The organism is Geobacillus sp. LEMMY01 (assembly GCF_002042905.1).
GTDB classification, from domain to species: Bacteria; Bacillota; Bacilli; order Bacillales; family Anoxybacillaceae; genus Geobacillus; species Geobacillus proteiniphilus.
Genome location: NZ_MVKA01000005.1, coordinates 82,354 through 99,415 on the forward strand (window position 1 = coordinate 82,354; position 17,062 = coordinate 99,415).

At 50.7% G+C, this 17,062-nt stretch carries 21 protein-coding genes and 1 pseudogene; 10 read left to right on the top strand and 12 right to left on the bottom strand.

The window, feature by feature from the left end:
- Positions 1 to 58: 58 nt before the first annotated feature.
- Entirely contained in the window at positions 59 to 304 is a 246-nt protein-coding gene (locus B1A75_RS19245) for a phospholipase D-like domain-containing protein (RefSeq protein WP_137088699.1), read from the top strand.
- A 114-nt stretch (positions 305 to 418) separates the two neighbouring features.
- Positions 419 to 739 carry a hypothetical protein gene (locus B1A75_RS04060; RefSeq protein ID WP_014195066.1) on the top strand — a complete coding sequence of 107 codons (321 nt, stop codon included), beginning with the start codon at positions 419 to 421 and terminating at the stop codon, positions 737 to 739.
- 127 nt (positions 740 to 866) lie between these two features.
- Here the strand turns inward: B1A75_RS04060 and B1A75_RS04065 are convergent, their stop codons facing one another.
- From B1A75_RS04065 to pdxR, 4 genes are all read right to left on the bottom strand, one after another.
- On the bottom strand, positions 867 to 1,370 hold the full coding sequence (locus B1A75_RS04065) for a DUF1572 domain-containing protein (RefSeq protein ID WP_042381677.1): 504 nt from the start codon (positions 1,368 to 1,370) through the stop codon (positions 867 to 869).
- A 362-nt stretch (positions 1,371 to 1,732) separates the two neighbouring features.
- Positions 1,733 to 2,512: an ABC transporter permease gene (locus B1A75_RS04070; RefSeq protein ID WP_239691186.1), complete on the bottom strand. Its 780-nt coding sequence runs from the start codon at positions 2,510 to 2,512 to the stop codon at positions 1,733 to 1,735.
- Positions 2,513 to 2,516: 4 nt separating this feature from the next.
- Positions 2,517 to 3,242, bottom strand: a complete 726-nt coding sequence (locus tag B1A75_RS04075) for an ABC transporter ATP-binding protein (RefSeq protein ID WP_042381672.1) — start codon at positions 3,240 to 3,242, stop codon at positions 2,517 to 2,519.
- A gap of 487 nt (positions 3,243 to 3,729) precedes the next feature.
- Positions 3,730 to 5,109 carry a MocR-like pyridoxine biosynthesis transcription factor PdxR gene (pdxR, locus tag B1A75_RS04080; protein ID WP_042381671.1) on the bottom strand — a complete coding sequence of 460 codons (1,380 nt, stop codon included), beginning with the start codon at positions 5,107 to 5,109 and terminating at the stop codon, positions 3,730 to 3,732.
- 119 nt (positions 5,110 to 5,228) lie between these two features.
- Here pdxR and B1A75_RS04085 point away from each other — a divergent pair, with 119 nt between their 5' ends.
- The 3 genes from B1A75_RS04085 to B1A75_RS04095 are packed head-to-tail and all read left to right on the top strand — an operon-like array spanning position 5,229 to position 7,238.
- Positions 5,229 to 5,837 carry an FMN-binding negative transcriptional regulator gene (locus tag B1A75_RS04085; RefSeq protein WP_042381670.1) on the top strand — a complete coding sequence of 203 codons (609 nt, stop codon included), beginning with the start codon at positions 5,229 to 5,231 and terminating at the stop codon, positions 5,835 to 5,837.
- A 29-nt stretch (positions 5,838 to 5,866) separates the two neighbouring features.
- The gene (locus tag B1A75_RS04090; RefSeq protein WP_042381669.1) at positions 5,867 to 6,508 is read left to right on the top strand and encodes a LysE family translocator; all 642 of its coding nucleotides are present in this window, start codon (positions 5,867 to 5,869) and stop codon (positions 6,506 to 6,508) included.
- 19 nt (positions 6,509 to 6,527) lie between these two features.
- Positions 6,528 to 7,238 (top strand): B3/B4 domain-containing protein, encoded by a 711-nt coding sequence (locus B1A75_RS04095; RefSeq protein ID WP_074043038.1) that lies wholly within the window; start codon positions 6,528 to 6,530, stop codon positions 7,236 to 7,238.
- A 491-nt stretch (positions 7,239 to 7,729) separates the two neighbouring features.
- Here the strand turns inward: B1A75_RS04095 and B1A75_RS04100 are convergent, their stop codons facing one another.
- From B1A75_RS04100 to B1A75_RS04110, 3 genes are all read right to left on the bottom strand, one after another.
- Complete coding sequence (locus tag B1A75_RS04100; protein WP_254866598.1) at positions 7,730 to 8,965, bottom strand: M48 family metalloprotease; 1,236 nt, start codon at positions 8,963 to 8,965, stop codon at positions 7,730 to 7,732.
- A gap of 71 nt (positions 8,966 to 9,036) precedes the next feature.
- Positions 9,037 to 9,528 carry a YajQ family cyclic di-GMP-binding protein gene (locus B1A75_RS04105; RefSeq protein ID WP_015374092.1) on the bottom strand — a complete coding sequence of 164 codons (492 nt, stop codon included), beginning with the start codon at positions 9,526 to 9,528 and terminating at the stop codon, positions 9,037 to 9,039.
- Positions 9,529 to 9,707: 179 nt separating this feature from the next.
- On the bottom strand, positions 9,708 to 9,839 hold the full coding sequence (locus B1A75_RS04110) for a DUF3941 domain-containing protein (protein ID WP_008879040.1): 132 nt from the start codon (positions 9,837 to 9,839) through the stop codon (positions 9,708 to 9,710).
- 14 nt (positions 9,840 to 9,853) lie between these two features.
- On the opposite strand from B1A75_RS04110, the gene B1A75_RS04115 reads away from it, so the two are divergent.
- Positions 9,854 to 10,297, top strand: coding sequence for a Fic family protein (locus B1A75_RS04115; protein ID WP_239691184.1), 444 nt, complete (start codon positions 9,854 to 9,856; stop codon positions 10,295 to 10,297).
- 51 nt (positions 10,298 to 10,348) lie between these two features.
- Here B1A75_RS04115 and B1A75_RS04120 read toward each other — a convergent pair whose 3' ends face one another.
- From B1A75_RS04120 to B1A75_RS04130, 4 genes are all read right to left on the bottom strand, one after another.
- Positions 10,349 to 11,212, bottom strand: a complete 864-nt coding sequence (locus B1A75_RS04120; RefSeq protein ID WP_074043037.1) for a DegV family protein — start codon at positions 11,210 to 11,212, stop codon at positions 10,349 to 10,351.
- Between the two features lie 129 nt (positions 11,213 to 11,341).
- Positions 11,342 to 11,542, bottom strand: a complete 201-nt coding sequence (locus B1A75_RS04125; RefSeq protein ID WP_074043036.1) for a DUF3813 domain-containing protein — start codon at positions 11,540 to 11,542, stop codon at positions 11,342 to 11,344.
- A gap of 2 nt (positions 11,543 to 11,544) precedes the next feature.
- On the bottom strand, positions 11,545 to 11,697 hold the full coding sequence (locus tag B1A75_RS19785; RefSeq protein WP_015374103.1) for a hypothetical protein: 153 nt from the start codon (positions 11,695 to 11,697) through the stop codon (positions 11,545 to 11,547).
- 200 nt (positions 11,698 to 11,897) lie between these two features.
- The gene (locus B1A75_RS04130; protein WP_074043035.1) at positions 11,898 to 12,704 is read right to left on the bottom strand and encodes a Cof-type HAD-IIB family hydrolase; all 807 of its coding nucleotides are present in this window, start codon (positions 12,702 to 12,704) and stop codon (positions 11,898 to 11,900) included.
- Between the two features lie 117 nt (positions 12,705 to 12,821).
- Between B1A75_RS04130 and B1A75_RS04135 the strand changes: the two genes are divergently transcribed.
- From B1A75_RS04135 to B1A75_RS04150, 4 genes are all read left to right on the top strand, one after another.
- Positions 12,822 to 13,589 carry an alpha/beta fold hydrolase gene (locus B1A75_RS04135; protein ID WP_074043034.1) on the top strand — a complete coding sequence of 256 codons (768 nt, stop codon included), beginning with the start codon at positions 12,822 to 12,824 and terminating at the stop codon, positions 13,587 to 13,589.
- 194 nt (positions 13,590 to 13,783) lie between these two features.
- Positions 13,784 to 14,155, top strand: a complete 372-nt coding sequence (locus B1A75_RS04140; RefSeq protein ID WP_074043033.1) for an ArsR/SmtB family transcription factor — start codon at positions 13,784 to 13,786, stop codon at positions 14,153 to 14,155.
- Entirely contained in the window at positions 14,145 to 16,271 is a 2,127-nt protein-coding gene (locus tag B1A75_RS04145; protein WP_079935798.1) for a heavy metal translocating P-type ATPase, read from the top strand. The genes B1A75_RS04140 and B1A75_RS04145 overlap by 11 nt, the downstream gene beginning before the upstream one ends.
- A 239-nt stretch (positions 16,272 to 16,510) precedes the next feature.
- Positions 16,511 to 16,756, top strand: coding sequence for a hypothetical protein (locus B1A75_RS04150; RefSeq protein ID WP_079935799.1), 246 nt, complete (start codon positions 16,511 to 16,513; stop codon positions 16,754 to 16,756).
- 139 nt (positions 16,757 to 16,895) lie between these two features.
- On the opposite strand, the pseudogene B1A75_RS20190 reads toward B1A75_RS04150, so the two are convergent.
- Positions 16,896 to 17,027, bottom strand: a pseudogene (locus B1A75_RS20190) (metal-sulfur cluster assembly factor); the annotation flags it as partial.
- Between the last annotated feature and the right edge of the window lie 35 nt (positions 17,028 to 17,062).

Consider the following 17,062-nt stretch of genomic DNA (forward strand, 5'->3'; position numbering starts at 1 on the left):
TATGAAACGCAAAAATCGTGCCAAGTAATAATGGTGAAGAAGAGGGGGTGGTGATAAAGTGAAAGAACATTTAAAACAAGCAAGTTCTCAATTTGAAAAGTCGACTTCCTCAGAATTTGCGAATAAACGGTTGGAAGAAATAAACATGCTTCAACAGCTCCTAAAGAAATTTGATAGGGGAAGCGTGCCAAGATTTCGTCCATTTTCTCCAAATGTTCGGCAATTTTGTTCGAAAATTCGAACTTATCAAATGAGTGTCCCAAAAGAGATAGGACACCTTTTCTTATTGCCGAATAACGCATGAACTCTCTGCTCGAAGATGATTGTGATGAATGTTTGAATATTTGGAAAAAGGAAGAGGGGGAATGGAAAGAGAAGTATAAAATATTACCTCACCTTGATGAAAGGGGTCGGAAACATGCATAAACACTTGCCCATGGAAGAAGATGTGATGGATTTGCTCATCGGTGGTTTTTCCGGAGTGATGTTGGTCGCCATCATAACGGTTGTTTTTCTTTGGCGGAAGGACCGGCTGCATCGTTCCGCATGGCATTGGATGTTTGCTCATTTTCTGCTGTTCTCTATTGCTGCCTACTTTGCATTGAGAGCAATCAAGTTTGACCTTACCCATGTGCAGGCATCCGAAGAAATCTCCCTCCTTCTTGGCAAGGCGGGGCTGGCGTGGGGAGCAGGGATGGTTTGTTTGTTGGTCGGTATTGTGAAACTTTCAAGGCGCTGACTGTGATCCCGATAAGCGATATGATTGGGAAGGAACAACAAGCAACAAAAAGAAGCCATCCACCTTTATCGGTTGACGGTTCCAATAGGTGGATGACGTTTGCATGATGATTCGAATAAGGAGTTGCCTATGTTGTTTTTCGATTTCTTGGTATGGTCAGTGTTTTCCAGTTGTTTGCGTTCAGCTGTTTCGCGATATAGACGATTTGCCCGATATGATACGAATAATGGTACATTTGCCGCTCAATGGCTTCGATGACGGAATGGGGTTCGCCGCGGATCGTGACCGTCCGCAACAAATCCGTTTCTTGCAGTTCGTTCAGCGTCTGAAAGAAAGCAGACCACCCCTTTTCCCAGCAAGCCATGACTTCTTTGCGCGTATGGAAGTCGTTGATAAACTCATCATCGCGGTTTCGGTCCGGTTTTTCCCCATCCGACGACAAAAAGTCTGTCCAGCGCGACACCATATTTCCGCTCATATGTTTGACAATGATGGCGATGCTGTTTGCCTCCTCATGAAAGCAATGGAACAGCTGTTCCTCCGAACATTGGTCCATAGCCCGTTCGGCGGTCTTTTTCATGTCAAGAAAGCGTGCGCGCACCACTCGCAAATATTCTTGGCCGATGTTCATTCACATCCCCCCGTCAAAGAAAGGTCATCTCTTTATATTCGCCATCGATGTCGTGATTTCTTGCCATGTGATGGCAAAAATCAAAAAAGGCAACGCTTTGGGCGGACATGACTCCGAGTCATGTTTTCGAAGCGGGCGAGTGAATAATCAGATAATAGCGGCACTCTTCTTTGCCCGTGTTGATAAATTGATGTTCGCAGGCGGCGTTGTAAATAAAGAGAGTCCCCTTCGCGCAAGACGTCCGTGTTATGAAAACTCCTTTGCTTTCCCTGAGTGCGGAGGATTCATTCGGCATGGTCGCGAAAACATCCTCTCGATTTTCGCCGAAAGGGTGCGAAATGTGAGGGATAACGTCCGCTCTTTTATACGTAGCTTCCGATTTTTCCGTTTTTTCTCGCCCAATGCCATTGTTGCTTCAAGACCAATGAGCCCATGGCCAGCCATAATAGCGAGATGCCGAGAGCAGGAAAGAATACGGGCCATCCTTCATTCACTCCTTGCACGGCCCAAGAAAGGGGAGAAAAGTAGTTGAGAATATGAAAAGCTGTCGGCAATAAATTCGAAGATAGAAAAAATCCTGAGAAGATCAATAAATAATAAAGCAGCACCTCGGTAACGGCCCCAACTTGCTTTAAGCGAAGGGACAGTCCTAAAATGAACACACCGATTCCCGTCATCCCGATTAGGCTTACGCCGCCAAATACGACGATCTCCGTTATCATGGATAATATTCCCGAGAGAATTTCGGAAAATCCAATCATCAAAGCCGCACAAACGAAAAAGAGCGCCACCCACATGGACGATAACGCGACTTCAGCGATCACCACGCCGATCAAAATTTTCCATGGAGCAGTCTTGGTGGAAAGCACTTGCTCGGCGGTGCCGAGATACGCTTCTTCGATCACCGTGTTGCCGAGCTTCGAGATCAAATGAGCGCTTAAGTACCAAAGGCTGAAACCGAACAGTTTGACCGTCGCTTCTTTTCCGGTCTGTATCGGGCTTGCGTACAGCGTGCCGAGAAAAAAGACAAATTTAATGATAAGCCCAACGGTAAAATCGAACCAATACCGACGATACTCTGCTCTTTTTTTCAAAAAGGACGCCAATACTACATTCAAAATTTGCGGGGACAACCGACTCACCTCCTTAGGCGGATAGATTGGAACGAATAGCGGCCAAAAAATGAGTTTCAAGGTCGTCTGGAGTTGAAAAATGTTCTTTTGTGCCGCTCCAAACGATTTTTCCGTCTTGGATAAAGACAAACCTATTTCCAACGGCGTGGGCAAAAGGAATGTCGTGGGTGGTGATGAGAACGGCTTTCCACCATTGGTTTTCTTCCGTTAACATTGTTCGGATATGATGCTGCGACTCAACATCAAGGCCAAGAGTTGGCTCATCAAGGAACAAAAACGGCGCTCCTTTCATTAAGGCGATCGCAAATGCCAGTTTTTGTTTCATCCCACGTGAAAGGGTTTGGGTAAGACGCTCAGCGTATGGGGTTAGATTCAACACGGCCATCATTCGTTCGGCTCTTCGTTTTGCTTCAGCACGACTCCATTTGTTCAGCAAGCCGAAGTATAAGAGATTTTCCAAAACAGTTAAATAGGAATAGGAGTTGTCAGCTTCTTCAAATACGACCGCAATCGACTCGCGCGCTTCATCTGGATGGCGGACAACATCCACTCCATTTACATAGATGCTACCGCTGTCTGGTGCAGTAAGCCCGATGATGCACCTTATTAAAGTAGTCTTTCCGGCTCCATTCGGCCCTAAAAGAATAAGTCGATCCCCTTCAACCAGTTCGAGGGAAACATTATGTAATACTTGGCGGTTTGGCGGATAGATTTTGTTTACGTCTTGCACGGCAATCATTTTTTTCTACCCTTTCCATTTAATAAGCTAGGGTGGTCTTGAAAAATCTTGAGGACCACCCCAAAGGTGTTTTTTGCAAAGAAAAAGTGCAGAGTTTTGCAAGGAAAAGTGCAGAGAATTACAACTTGATATGGAGCCTATGGGGGCGTGATGAAAAAGCCAAGAAGCCAGCAATATCAAGGGCTGGCTATGCCTAAAAAGGCTATCACGCCCCCCACTCCATGTCAAGTTGGCCTAAGCCAAATTCTCTGCAGATCTGTGTATTTTTATTTTGCACTAAACACCCAAAGGATTATTACCAACTCGAAGGGACTTGAGACGGAGCATGTTTTACATATTCTCTTTCTTTATTAAAACTTAAGTATATTATACAAAAAATGTAGATATTTAAAATTATCGTGACATTAGAAACCGATAAAAAATACATGCCAAGACAGGGATTCCGTGAGCTTGTGTAAAAAGAGGGTCGTTTTCCGTGAAGTCGTCGTCAACACCATGCTTTTTTGAGCAGTTTTACTCCAAGCTCAATATCCTCGAGCGACAAGCCACTAAAACCGATCTTGATCATGGGTTGGTCTGGCCGTTGGTTCACAAAATAGCGCGAAGTGGGATACACTTTTACCCCACACGATAGGGCGCGTTGAAGTAGCTGTTCTTCTGAACAATCGGAATGAACTTTGATTAACACGTATAAACCGGACTGTTCGCCAATAATGGAGATCATATCCCCAAATGCTTTTCGCAGTAATGATGTTAAATGCTCCATTTTTCGTTTGTACACGAGGCGCATGCGTTTAATATGGCGGCCCCATTCCCCCTCCTCCATAAATTTGGCCATCGCCAATTGGCTGAGGATGGACGCAGTGCTTTCGAAAAGGCGAAACTGCTGCTGATAACGGTACAAAAGCGACGGCGGCAACACCATGTAGCTTAAGCGAATCCCAGGCAGAAACGATTTTGAGAAATTGCCCAGATAAATGACTTTTGCAGAATCAATGGAGGCAAGAGCAGGAAACGGTTTTTGCGTGTAACGGAATTCGCTGTCGTAATCGTCCTCGATAATATAGCCATCGACGTTGTTCACCCATTGAATGAGCCTGTGCCGTTGCTGGATCGGCATGCTTACTCCCATGGGGCTTTGATGTGAAGGGGTGACATAGATGAGCCGCGATCGCCTGTTCTCGAGCGGTGAAAGATCGATGCCGGTTTCGGAAACAGGCACCGTTTCCAGCTGAAAGCGGTGAAACAAAAACGCTTCTCTGGCGCCGTCATAACCAGGGTCTTCGACGATCACGCTGTTGAACTCATCTTTTAGAATATGGCCAAGGGAGAGAAGTATTTGCTGCGTGCTGCTTCCGATGATGATGGCGTTTGGCTCTGTGATCACCCCGCGGGATTCGAGAAGGTAGATGGCGATTTGCTTGCGCAAGCATAATTCCCCAAACGGATCCCCATAGCGGAAACATCCTTTGGCCGTCAATACTTGATTGGAAATTCTTCTCCATGCTTTAACGGGAAAATGATCGGCATCGACGGTATCGGCGCGAAAATCGACAACAACGGACGTTGCTGCTTCCCTTGCCGATTGGCGTGCAGAAATGCGGGCTTTTGGAATGAAAAGAGGTTCCACTTCATTGGCAAAATACCCTTTTCGTTTTTCCGCGCGAATATATCCTTCCGCTACCAGCTGTTCGTAAGCCATTAAAGTTGTGTTCCGGCTGACATTCAATGATTCGGCGAGTTGGCGAATGGAAGGTAGCGGCTCATTGGCTTGAATGTCGCCTTGTTCAATCAATGATTTCAATTTTTCGTAGATTTGCTTGTATTTAGGCGAGCCGTCCTTCAAGTCAAAAATGATCGTCTTCATGTTCATCCTCCTGACATGTTTATTTTTTTGTTATTGTCACTTTTTTTATGTCAGTTTTGATTATATTATACATTGTGAAGAATGGAATGCTGTAATTGAAAAGATGGGGGAGAGGACTGATGTATATTCCGAAGCATTTTGCCATCAACGATATGTCTGTCGTCTATGAGGTGATCGAGGAGAACAGTTTTGCCACCTTGGTGTCGATGCATCAAGGGGAGCTGTTTGCTACCCATTTGCCGCTGTTGCTCGATCGGGAGAAAACGTGTTTGTACGGCCATTTTGCCCGTTCTAATCCGCAATGGAACGACATTCAACGTCAGACGGTCTTGGCGATTTTCCACGGTCCGCATTGTTATATTTCTCCTTCCTGGTATGAAACGAACCAGGCGGTGCCAACATGGAATTATGTGGCTGTCCATGTGTACGGGAACGTGGAGTTGATCGACGATGAAGAAGAAATCATGCAGTCGCTGCACGATATGGTAGAAAAATACGAAGCGCCGGGCAGCCGTTACCAGCTGTCAGAGGTCGATGCCGGGATGCTGTCCGGCATGAACAAAGGAATTCAAGCCTTCAAAATCATCATCAAGCGAATCGAGGGAAAAGCCAAGTTAAGCCAAAATCATCCTGCATACCGACAAGAACGGATCATCAAGCAACTCGAGCAAATGCCATTTGAAAACGAAAAGCGAATCGCTTCCCTGATGAAAAAGCAACAGCAGTGAAATAGAAAATGAAGGAGTGAGATGTGAGGATGGGGCTTTCGACGATCGGTGTGTTTATAGTGGCAGCCGCGGCACTGCTCATCGTCCCCGGACCGGCGGTATTGTACATTGTGGCTAGAAGCATCGGTCAAGGAACGAAAGCAGGAGTTGTAGCGGTGTTTGGCGTGGCATTGGGTGGCGCTGTCCATGTTGTCCTTGGAGCCGTGGGCGTTTCCGCGATTTTGATGACATCGGCGGCTGCCTTTACGATGATCAAATATTTAGGAGCCGTTTATCTTATCTATTTGGGAGGCAAAACGTTATTTTTTGCTTCCACCAAGGATGAGGAAATCCCGAACACGAAGGCCAAGGAGAAAACATTGGCGCAAGTGTTTTACGAATCTCTATTTGTCGAAGTGACCAATCCAAAAACAGCGCTCTTTTTTCTTGCCTTTTTTCCGCAATTTATTTCGCCTTCTGCTGGATTGGTGGCTGGTCAATTTTTGCTTTTAGGGGCGATATTTGTTGTTCTCGCCTTGCTAAATGACAGCTTGTACGCCATGTTGGCCGCGGGCATCCGCAAACGGCTGGCTGCCAAGAAAGGAAGCATGAAGGTGATGAACCGGGTGGCGGGCTGTTGTTATATCTTGTTAGGACTATTCTCCGCATTGGCGAGCCCTTCGAAACCGTAAGAGAATGGAGGAGTGAATGATGACACGTTTTGTTGTTGAAGACGATGTTTGGGCCATATTTCCCCATGCCAAAATCGGTGTGGTCGTTGCCCAAGGGATTGACAACAGCATCAAGAATGCCAGCGTTTACGAACAAATGCTGCAGGAGGCGGAGAAAGAGGCGCGGAAATTCCTAGAGTTTGAAGAGTTGAGCCGCAACCCCGTCATCGGTGTTTGGCGAGAGGCGTTTCGACGATTCAGAACGAAAAAAGGGGCGCGTTGTTCGGTTGAAGCGCTGTTGAAAAGAGTGAAAAACGGTCAGCACATCCGAACGATCAATCCGCTTGTGGATATTTATAATTCTGTTTCATTGCGTTACGGGCTTCCATGCGGAGGAGAGGATATCGACAAGTTTGTCGGCGACATCCGGCTGGCGCTGGCGGATGGTCATGAACCGTTCATCCCGTTGGGAGGAGAGGAAAACGACCCGCCATATGAAGGAGAAATCGTGTATAAAGATGACGTGGGCGCCATATGCCGCTGCTGGAATTGGCGGGAAGCCCAACGAACAATGCTCACCGAACAGACGAAGCATGCCTTTCTTTGCATCGAATCGATTGATGATACGAGGCATGAGGCGCTTCATCAAGCATTAGAGGAACTGGCTTATTCGGTACGACACTATCTTGGTGGCACGGTGAAGATGCACATATTGGATGCCCGCCATTCGGAAATATCGATAACAGATTAAGAATCACTTCTTCAGTCTTGCTTTGGGTGCTGCAGTGATCGGCCGCCCCAGCGGGGAAGGAGAGGCGATGCGCCTTGTCGAACCGATTGTCGGGGCGGCGTTGGTGATCATTGTTGCCGGTGTTCTGATCGGAAGGGTGGTTGGCGTCTGATGATGGTTACCTGTGTGAACTACTCACCACTTAGCTAAAGCTTGAAGTGGGAGCTTCTCAGTTCCACGACGAAAGCCGCCTTTCGTCTCCCTGAGCGTGACTTCGGGTCGTTCCAACCCTAGATGTCCGACAATTCGGAGTTCTTTTGTACCTTGGATATTTTACGCATGGAAGGATCCGCTTGGTTTTCGCATTTTATTTTCTCCATGCAACCTCCTATATCCAGTTATGAAAGAACGGCATAGGTTTATTTTACCACAGGGTCGGACAATTGAACAGGCAAAAGCCTGTCCTTGTCCGAAGTCGATTCATCTCCCACTTTCATCAAGCTTCGCAAGATTTAGAAGTGGGAGACTTCTCGACTGAAGAATGTTAAAACGTCCCGCTTTTTGACATGGACGGCTTCGTGGGCGATGACCCCTGCCAACGCATCGCGCGGAAGTTTCAACGTTTCCGATGTCAAGGCGATCAGCGATCGACCGATGTAAGGGCCTGCCGCAAAGCCGTTGTAGTCGCTTGACTCTGTTGTATAAACTGCAAGACGGGGGAGGCCGGCCCGTGCGCAAATGGTCCGAATGATGTGCTGGATAGGTGGATTCGTGACCGGTTTCATATCGAGAGCGATTTTCAAAACTCGATCAGAAATGAATAGGTTGATTGCCCAAAAAAAGAGAATGGCGGCGATAATGGTGATGGAATCGACTTTCCAATACGCCAGCAAGGCAAGAAGGGCGGCGTAAGCTCCGACCCCTTTGACAATAGCAGAAAAATACGCTTTTCCAAGCATCCGCTTCCAATTGCTTGGATGATAAAACGGCTGGATGCGAATCTCTTTCTGCGAAGACAACGGTTTTGGAAAGATGTTCATTGATGCCAGCGATCCAGGATTGAGATACACTCGTTCCCCGTCAAACGACAGCTTCCACGTTTTTCCCATGTTGACCGTATAGTCGGCATGAGGGGAGAACAAGTGAAACAGATGGAATAGCTGCAAAATATCCGGGGCTGTATACACTTGGATGTCAACGCACTGATCCAATGGATATCGTTTCGCCTCAACGGAAGAGATGAGATAGAGCGCATGGTCGTTTTGGTCATAAAACAGGCGGAGCGAACGAAAAAGCGCCATCCGTTTGAAAAGCCGTGTCGCCATCGATAAAAAGCCGTATAGGAGAAACAGCTCTACAACGGGAGATGGAGAGCCGATCCAAAAGTAAGGAATGGCGATGCCGATGAATAAGGAGGAGAAGCCGATGTCAAGCAACGCTCGCTTTTTTTCGCGTGGAACAAGAATTTCTTTTGCTCCTTTCGATTGCAGTTCGGTAATGATGTCATATGTTGGCACGCGGTTTTGTTTCGGCAGCGGGATGACTTCGTAACTGAGCCAAAACGCGCCGAGCATCGCAACAGACTGCAGCAATCCGCCTTGAACAAAACCGCACCATGCCCAAACAGCTCCAATCAATGCAGCGAATAGGCGGGCGTATAAGGCTGCGTTCCATTTTTCTAACTTTTTGGCTACCCATTGAAAGGAAAAACCGAGAAGAAACGAAACGATCATCCCCCAATCAGACACGCTTGCTTCCTCCCCCATAACGAAAGGTTTCTATTTATGAAAAAACAGGCAGCAGCGCGCTTCTGCCTGTTTCAGCGGTAGTTTACAAACTGCACGTCAATCGGCAAATCGGCTTCGCGAATGGCGGCGATCACCTTTTGCAAGTCGTCTTTGCTTTTGCCGCTGACGCGGATTTGGTCGTCTTGCACTTGGCTTTTCACTTTCAAGCCGGTGTTTTTGATGATCGTGTTGATCTTTTTCGCATTCTCTTTGTCGATCCCTTGGACGAGCTTGGCGCGCTGGCGCACCGTGCCGCCTGCGGCCGGCTCGATTTTGCCGTATTGGATGTTTTTCGTCGCCACCCCGCGCTTAATGAGCTTGCCGATGAGCACATCTTTCAGCTGCTCAAGCTTAAACTCGTCGTCGGAGATGAGAACGAGCTCGTCTTTCTCGAGCGAAATGTCGCTTTTGCTTCCTTTGAAGTCATAGCGCGTCTTGATTTCTTTCATGGCGATGTTGATGGCGTTCGCCACTTCCGCCAAATCGACTTTCGATACGATATCGAACGAACTTTCTTTCGACATATGCGACCTCCCGGGCGTGTGATGTACTTTCATTATAGAAAATGGTGGGGAGGAAGGCAACCATAAGCAAAGGACTAGAAGGTCCATGTCGCCTTTTGGTTGGGAATAGGGAATGGTGTGGAAATGAAGGAAGACAAAACAAAAAAGCGGCGATTGAGCCGCCTTTCGTTTTATGCCCATCATAAATGATCCGTCTTCTTCGAATACGCGAACTTCCCGGCTTCGCGGTTTTTCTCGCGCATCATGTTTTTCTCATGGCGCTTCGCTTGGTTGTCGCGCGCTTTTTTGTCGTTGTCGCTTGTGTTTGGCATCGGTAGCCCTCCTTTTGCTTCGGTCGTTCGCCATTAGTATGGGCAAATGGAAAGGAACGATATTGAAATGCGGTGAGGTAGTTTATGGAAATTACCGCTATTTGAATGATACCCGTTACAAAGGCGACTGGACGCCATGGATTCAGTTTTTCTTGCAATGCGTCCATTTACAAGCAAAACAAAATGTTCGATTGATTCAAAAAGTAAACGATTTGTATGAAGAGGATTTGGAAAAGGCGAGCGCGCTTGTGAACAGCCAGAATATTCGAACCGTTGTCAATGTCATGTTCCAGCATCCGATTTTTACCGCTAAGCAGATGGCGGAGTTGACCGGTTTGCCGGAAGCGACGGTTCGGCGCTATTTGAATCGGTTTGAGGAGCAGAAGCTCATTTTTTCGGATGGGCGGATGCGGTCCAAAACATACTACTACTACAATCTTCTCGATCAACTCCGATGATGAACAAAGGCGCCTAGGCTGTCAGAGGCGCCTTTGTCACGGCGAACCGTGTTATATTTCCATATACTTGTTCAAAAAGAACAACGCAATCGTCCCCGGCCCGGCGTGGGCGCCGATGGCGCTGCCGATGTCGGAGAGGAAAAAGCGCGTGCAGCCGTGTGTTTCTTCGATCATCCGCTTCAGCTCAAGCGCCGTTTCTTCGTCATCCGCGTGGCTGATGCCGATCGTTTGCTTTTGCAGATCGTCGCCGCGTTCACCCATCAACTCGACCATTCGTTTCAACACTTTTTTCCGCCCGCGCAGTTTTTCAAGCGGGACAAGCGCTCCGTCTTCGACATGGAGAAGCGGCTTGATGTTGAGCAGCCCGCCGAACGCCGCGGCGGCTTTGCTGATGCGGCCGCCGCGCGCGAGGTAGTCCAAGTTGTCGACGGTGAAAATGTGCTCCATATGGCGGCAGTACGATTCGATCGTTTCACAAAGCAAGTTGTACGGTGTGTTTCGCTCCGCCAGCTCGACCGCTTTCATGACGGCGAGCCCTTGGCCAAGAGAGGCGCATTTCGAGTCGATGATCGTCAGGCGAAATTCCGGATATTCATCAAGCAGCTCGCTGCGCACGGCCATCGCCGTTTGGTATGTACCGGATAATTTCGATGAAAAGGCGATGTACAAACATGGCCGATTTTCTTTGGCGTATGGCAAAAACAGTTCCTTCATCGCCAGCGGGCTCGGCTGTGCCGTTTTCACCGTATGCCCTTGGCGCATGGCGTCATATACTTGCTTCGGTTCGATCGTAATGCCGTCTTCGTAATCTTGACCGTTCCAATAAACGACAAGCGGCAAAAACGCGATGCGGTGCTCGCGAATGTACGACTGCGGTAAATCCGCTCCGCTGTCGGTGATGATTTGAATGGACATATCCGTTCCCTCCTTGGGCGGGATGAATGACGGTTCATAGGTTTAGTGTATCGGTTTTGGCGTGGAAACACAATATGGAAAGTAAAAGACGATGAATCAGAAAGAAGGCTGCGGATGGCCCGCAGCCTTTCATTGGGTGATTTGATCAAGCTCAGCTTGAAATTGACGCAACTGCGCTTTTTCCGCCGTGTTGGAATGCGCGTACGCGGATGACAAGGCGTTTTTGGCGATGGCAATGGCGCGGTCCACGCTCATGTCAATCTTGCCGCTGGCGGCTTGTTTCGCCTGCGCGACTGCTTTGCGCGCTTCCTGAAATAGACGATTGCCCATCGTTACGCGCCTCCAAGCGACGTTTCGACCGCTTTTTCCGCCTTGCGCGCTTCCGCCTCGGCGTACGTCAAGTGATAAGGGATTCGCTTGTCATGCCGTTCAACCGCATCGACGCTTTGCTGGACGAAACGCTTCGATTTGTTTCGTTTGCCCATGACCGATTCCCCCTTTAAAAAATGAAGACGCACGTTGCGTCACGTATAGTGTAACCGCATGGGGGGAACAGTAGTAAGGAAATTCGTTACAAACAACCGCTCATTCACTCGTTTCGCTCGATGGAGAATCTCATGGGCCGATGGCATCGGAAGGGCGGCAAGACGGCATTCGCGGCGGAGCTTTTTGAATAGGAGGAAAGCTACAGGCCTAGAACGTCTTGCAAGTACAAACCGATACCGTCTTCTTCATTGCTCGCTGTCATGTCATCGGCTACGGTTTTTAGCGGCTCAATGGCATTGCCCATGGCGACGCCAAGACCAGCCCAATCGATCATTTCGAGATCGTTGTCTTCATCGCCAAAAGCGATAACGCGCTCCCGCGGGATGCCGAAGTAGTCCGCCACTTGTTTCAATCCAGCCGCTTTATGGACGCCATGGCGGATGATTTCAATGACATGCCACGGTTCGCTCCAGCGCCGGTGATGCACGACGTTGGCGTAGACGTGCGACAAATGCGATTGGATTTGCTCGATATGGTCGCCATCCGTATACACGAGCACGCTCGTCGGGTCTTTGCCAAGCGAAAGGCGCAAGTCGCCGATTTCCACGGTCGGGTTGCCGAGGCGGACGATGTCGAGCAGGACGTCGTCATGTTCGTGGAAATAGACGTCGTCCATCACTTCCGCCAAAATGTTTTTGATTCGATACGTTTCCCCAAGTTCGACAATGTCTTTCACGATCGCCAACGGTAACGGAAAATGGCGCATCTCCCACGACGGCTGGCGTGGATGGTGGACAAACGCGCCGTTGAAATTGATGATCGGCGTCGTAAGCCCGAGTTCCTCGTAATACATGCGGCTCGCCCGGTACGGCCGGCCTGTGGCGATGACGACGAGATGGCCAGCGTCGATGGCGCGGCCGATGATGTCTTTCGTGAACGGAGAAATCGTTTTGTCCTCTTTCAGCAGCGTTCCGTCTAAATCCAGCGCGATCAAATATCGTTTCATGCTCGACTCCTTTGCTTTGTAATTCTTTCCGCTTTCTAGTGTAACTCTTTTCCAAAATCGCTGTCTATATGATACACTATACAGCGATGGAAAAAGACAGAAGGGGTTTGGACTGCCATGGTCATCGTTGAAAAAGAACGGCTGGCTGATGTGCCGGTGCTTCATGTTGTCAAGCCGGAAAAGCGGGACGAACGGCTGCCGCTTATTTTCTTTATCCACGGCTTTACAAGCGCGAAAGAGCATAATTTGCATTTCGGCTACTTGCTTGCCGAGGCAGGCTATCGCGCTGTGCTTCCCGACGCGCTGTTTCACGGCGAGCGGGACGAAGGCTTGAGCGAACGGAAATTGCAGCTGTCGTTTTGGGACATTGTGGTGCGCACGATCACCGAAATCGAGGAGATGAAAAACGACCTTGTCAGCCGCGGGCTGGCGGATTCCGAACGGATCGGGCTTGCTGGGACATCGATGGGCGGCATCGTTACATTCGGCGCGCTCGCCGTCTATCCGTGGGTGAGGGCGGCGGTGGCGCTCATGGGCTGCCCGAACTACAGCGCCTTTTTTGACGCGATGATGGAAGAAGCGAAGCGGCGCCAAATCGACATCCCGATGCCGCCGACGCTGCTTGCGCTCGAAAAAGAAAAGCTCGCCCGCTACGATTTATCCAAGCAGCCGGAAACACTCGCCGGGCGGCCGCTGTTCATCTGGCACGGGAAAGCCGACCAAGTCGTCCCGTATAGTTATACATATGAATTTTACAAGCAAATTAAGCCATTTTATAAAGGAAACGAAGACCGGCTGCAGTTCATCGCCGACCCGCACGCCGGCCATAAAGTGACGCGTGAAGCGTTTTTGGAGACGGTGCGCTGGTTTCGCGAGCATGTGTAAGCGACGGCGATGACAGTGGACACATGGACAGGGCAAATGGAAGTCAGCTTTCCAAAACGAAATCCGCCTTTCGAAAGATGGCGGATTTTTCGTTTGCGCACATTTCTCATTCAAATGAATATTTGAATATAGGAAGGAAATATGCTATTCTATATTCAAACAAACATTTGAATGTTGGCGAGGAGCGGGAAGAAATGCATCGCGATGATGTTTGCGACATTTACTGTTATGACGAAGAGAAAGTCGAGCGGGTTCAGCGGCGGCTTCGCGATGAAAACATTGCCGCGATTGTCCCTTTTTTTAAGGCGCTTGCCGATGAAAACCGGGCGAAAATCGTGTATGCGCTTTGCGGTGAAGAGGAGCTGTGCGTCTGTGACCTCGCAAACGTGATCGGTGCGACGGTGGCGACGGCATCCCATCATTTGCGCATCTTGTACAAACAAGGAATTGTGAAATATCGAAAAGAGGGGAAACTTGCCTTTTACTCGCTGGATGATGATCATATCCGCGAGCTGCTGCTTGTCGCGCTCGCCCATCAGAAAGAGGGGGACGGCCGTGGGGAATGAACAAACATTGAATCGGCTCGAGGCAAAAACATACCGCGTGCAAGGACTGACGTGCACAAACTGCGCGGCCCAATTTGAGCGGAACGTGAAGTCCCTGCCCGGCGTGAAAGAGGCGAAAGTGAACTTTGGCGCCGCCAAGCTCACCGTTTGGGGCGAAGCAACGATTGATGAACTTGAGCAAGCGGGGGCGTTTGAACAATTGACCATTCGTGAAGAACGTGAACGCCCGGCCAGGCAGGAGCCGTTTTGGAAGAAGAAAGAGAATCGGAACGTCTGCATTGCCGCCGCGTTGCTGGCCATTGGCTGGGCAACGTCGACAACGGACAGCGGCTGGTTGGCGGTGGCTGCCTATGTCGCCGCGATCGTGATCGGCGGCTACTCGCTGTTTCGGACCGGGCTTCGCAATCTGCTCCGCTGGCAGTTTGACATGAAAACGTTAATGACGATCGCCATTCTTGGCGCGGCGGCCATTGGCGAATGGCAAGAAGGGGCGGTTGTTGTCATTTTGTTCGCCATCAGTGAAGCGCTCGAGCGCTATTCGATGGACCGGGCGCGCCGATCGATTGAGTCGCTGATGGAAATGGCGCCGGCGGAGGCGACCATTCGGCGCGGTGCGGAGGAAATGACGGTTCGGGTTGAGGACGTTCGCATCGGGGATGTGATGATCGTCAAACCAGGGGAGAAAATCGCCTTGGACGGCGTTGTGGTGAATGGTGCGTCAACGGTCAATGAGGCGGCGATTACCGGCGAAAGTTTGCCGGCAGAAAAAGCACCCGGCGCTGCGGTGTTTGCCGGGACGCTTAACGGGGAAGGGTTCCTCGAAGTCGAGGTGACGAAGAGGGCGGATGAGACGACATTGGCGAAAATGATTGACCTCGTCGAAGAGGCGCAAGCGGAGCGGGCTCCGTCGCAGGCCTTCATCGACCGGTTCGCTCGCTATTATACGCCGTTTATGATCGTGATCGCGCTTCTGATCGCCATTGTGCCGCCGCTTGTGATGGGCGGTGACTGGCTTGATTGGGTGTACCGCGGTCTTGCCATTCTTGTCATCGGCTGCCCGTGCGCGCTCGTCATCTCGACGCCGGTGGCGATTGTGACGGCCATCGGAAACGCGGCCCGGCGCGGCGTGCTCATCAAAAGCGGCGTGCATCTCGAACAAATCGGCCGGCTGCGAGCCATTGCTTTCGATAAAACCGGGACGTTGACGAAAGGGAAACCGGCCGTGACCGATGTCATCGTATATGAAGGAACACGCGAGCAGCTGTTGGCCATCGCCGCCGCCATCGAAAAACGGTCGCAGCACCCTTTGGCTTCTGCCATCGTCCGCAAAGCGGAAGAGGAGGGAGCGCCGTTTCTTGACGCGCCGGTTGATGCGTTTCAGTCGTTGACCGGAAAGGGAGTCAAGGCCGCCGTCGGAAACGAAACGTATTATATCGGCAGCCCGGCCTTGTTCACCAGCTTGATCGGTGAGCTGCCGGATGAAGCGGAAGAGCGAATCACCGCCTTCCGCAAAGAAGGAAAAACCGTGATGGCCGTCGGCACGGCCGATCGGCTGTTGGGGCTTGTCGCCGCGGCCGATCCACTGCGGCCGTCCGCGCCGGACACCGTCACGGCATTGCGGCGCCTTGGCGTGGCGGAAGTGGCAATGGTGACGGGCGATCACGAGCAAACGGCACAGGCCATTGGCCGCCAAGCGGGCGTATCCGATATTCGCGCCGGGCTGCTTCCGGAACAGAAGCTTTCGGCGATCCGCGAGCTGAAACAGCGCTGCGGCATCACCGCCATGGTCGGCGACGGGGTGAACGACGCCCCTGCCTTAGCCGCTGCTGATATTGGTGTGGCGATGGGCGGGGCGGGGACGGATGCTGCCTTGGAGACAGCGGATGTCGTGCTCATGGCCGATGATTTGCGCCAGCTGCCGTACACCGTCCGCCTCAGCCGCCGAACGCTTGCCGTCATCCGGCAAAACATCGCCGTCGCCTTAGGACTCAAAGCGTTGGCGCTCGCCGCCGCCGTCCCGGGCTGGCTCACCCTTTGGCTCGTAGTGTTCGCCGACATGGGCGCGACGCTGCTCGTGACATTCAACAGCATGCGCCTGCTGCGGGTGAAGGAATGAGCGGAGGCTCCGGGCAGCGAGGAAAGGACCGCTTCGGCGCCTCTCCCAACTTCGAAGGAGTGCATTGGTCTTCCCTCATGAAAGGCGTGGAAAATATGGGTGCTTTCTGACGATGAGAAACGGTATAATGAAGAGGAAAACATCAACCGCTGATTAGGTCGAACGTTTGAGGATGCTGGATGTTAGATGGAAACATCGTTTTGGTCTGTTCATGAAAATCATGGGGAAGAGGGGGCGTCATGAAGGGATCTCGAGAAGAAGAGAGGCATGAAACGCAACGGACAGAAGAGATTCAACGGATGGACGACCGGGTGTTTTCGCCGACCGAACAGTTGGATCGGATCGCCGCGGGAGGGCCGATGAAGCGGGAATCCCTCGATTGGCGGGGATTTCCCCGGTGGATTCGGTGCTTCGGGTACATCGCCTTGGCCTTTTTTGTCATCGTTCCTTTGATGGCATGGTTGTGGAACGTGTTGCTTGAATAGCCGATCAAACGCCAACCGGAGGCGGGCGTCATGGAGGAGAAAAGCAAACGACACGGAAATGCCCGTTGTTCCGTGTCGTTTTGTGTTTGCGCTGTGTTGTCCAGTCCTCCATCCCTAAAGCGTGCAAATGTGGACCGTTTCAGGAAAAATGCCCAAGCTGCCGGAGCGCTTCTTCGCTCATCCGCTCGGGCGTCCATGGCGGGTTCCATGTCACTTGGACGCGCACGTCACGGATGCCGTCAATGTGCTCAAGCGCCCGTTTGACGCTGCCGCCAGGCTTACGGCAAATGCGACAATGCCGGCCGC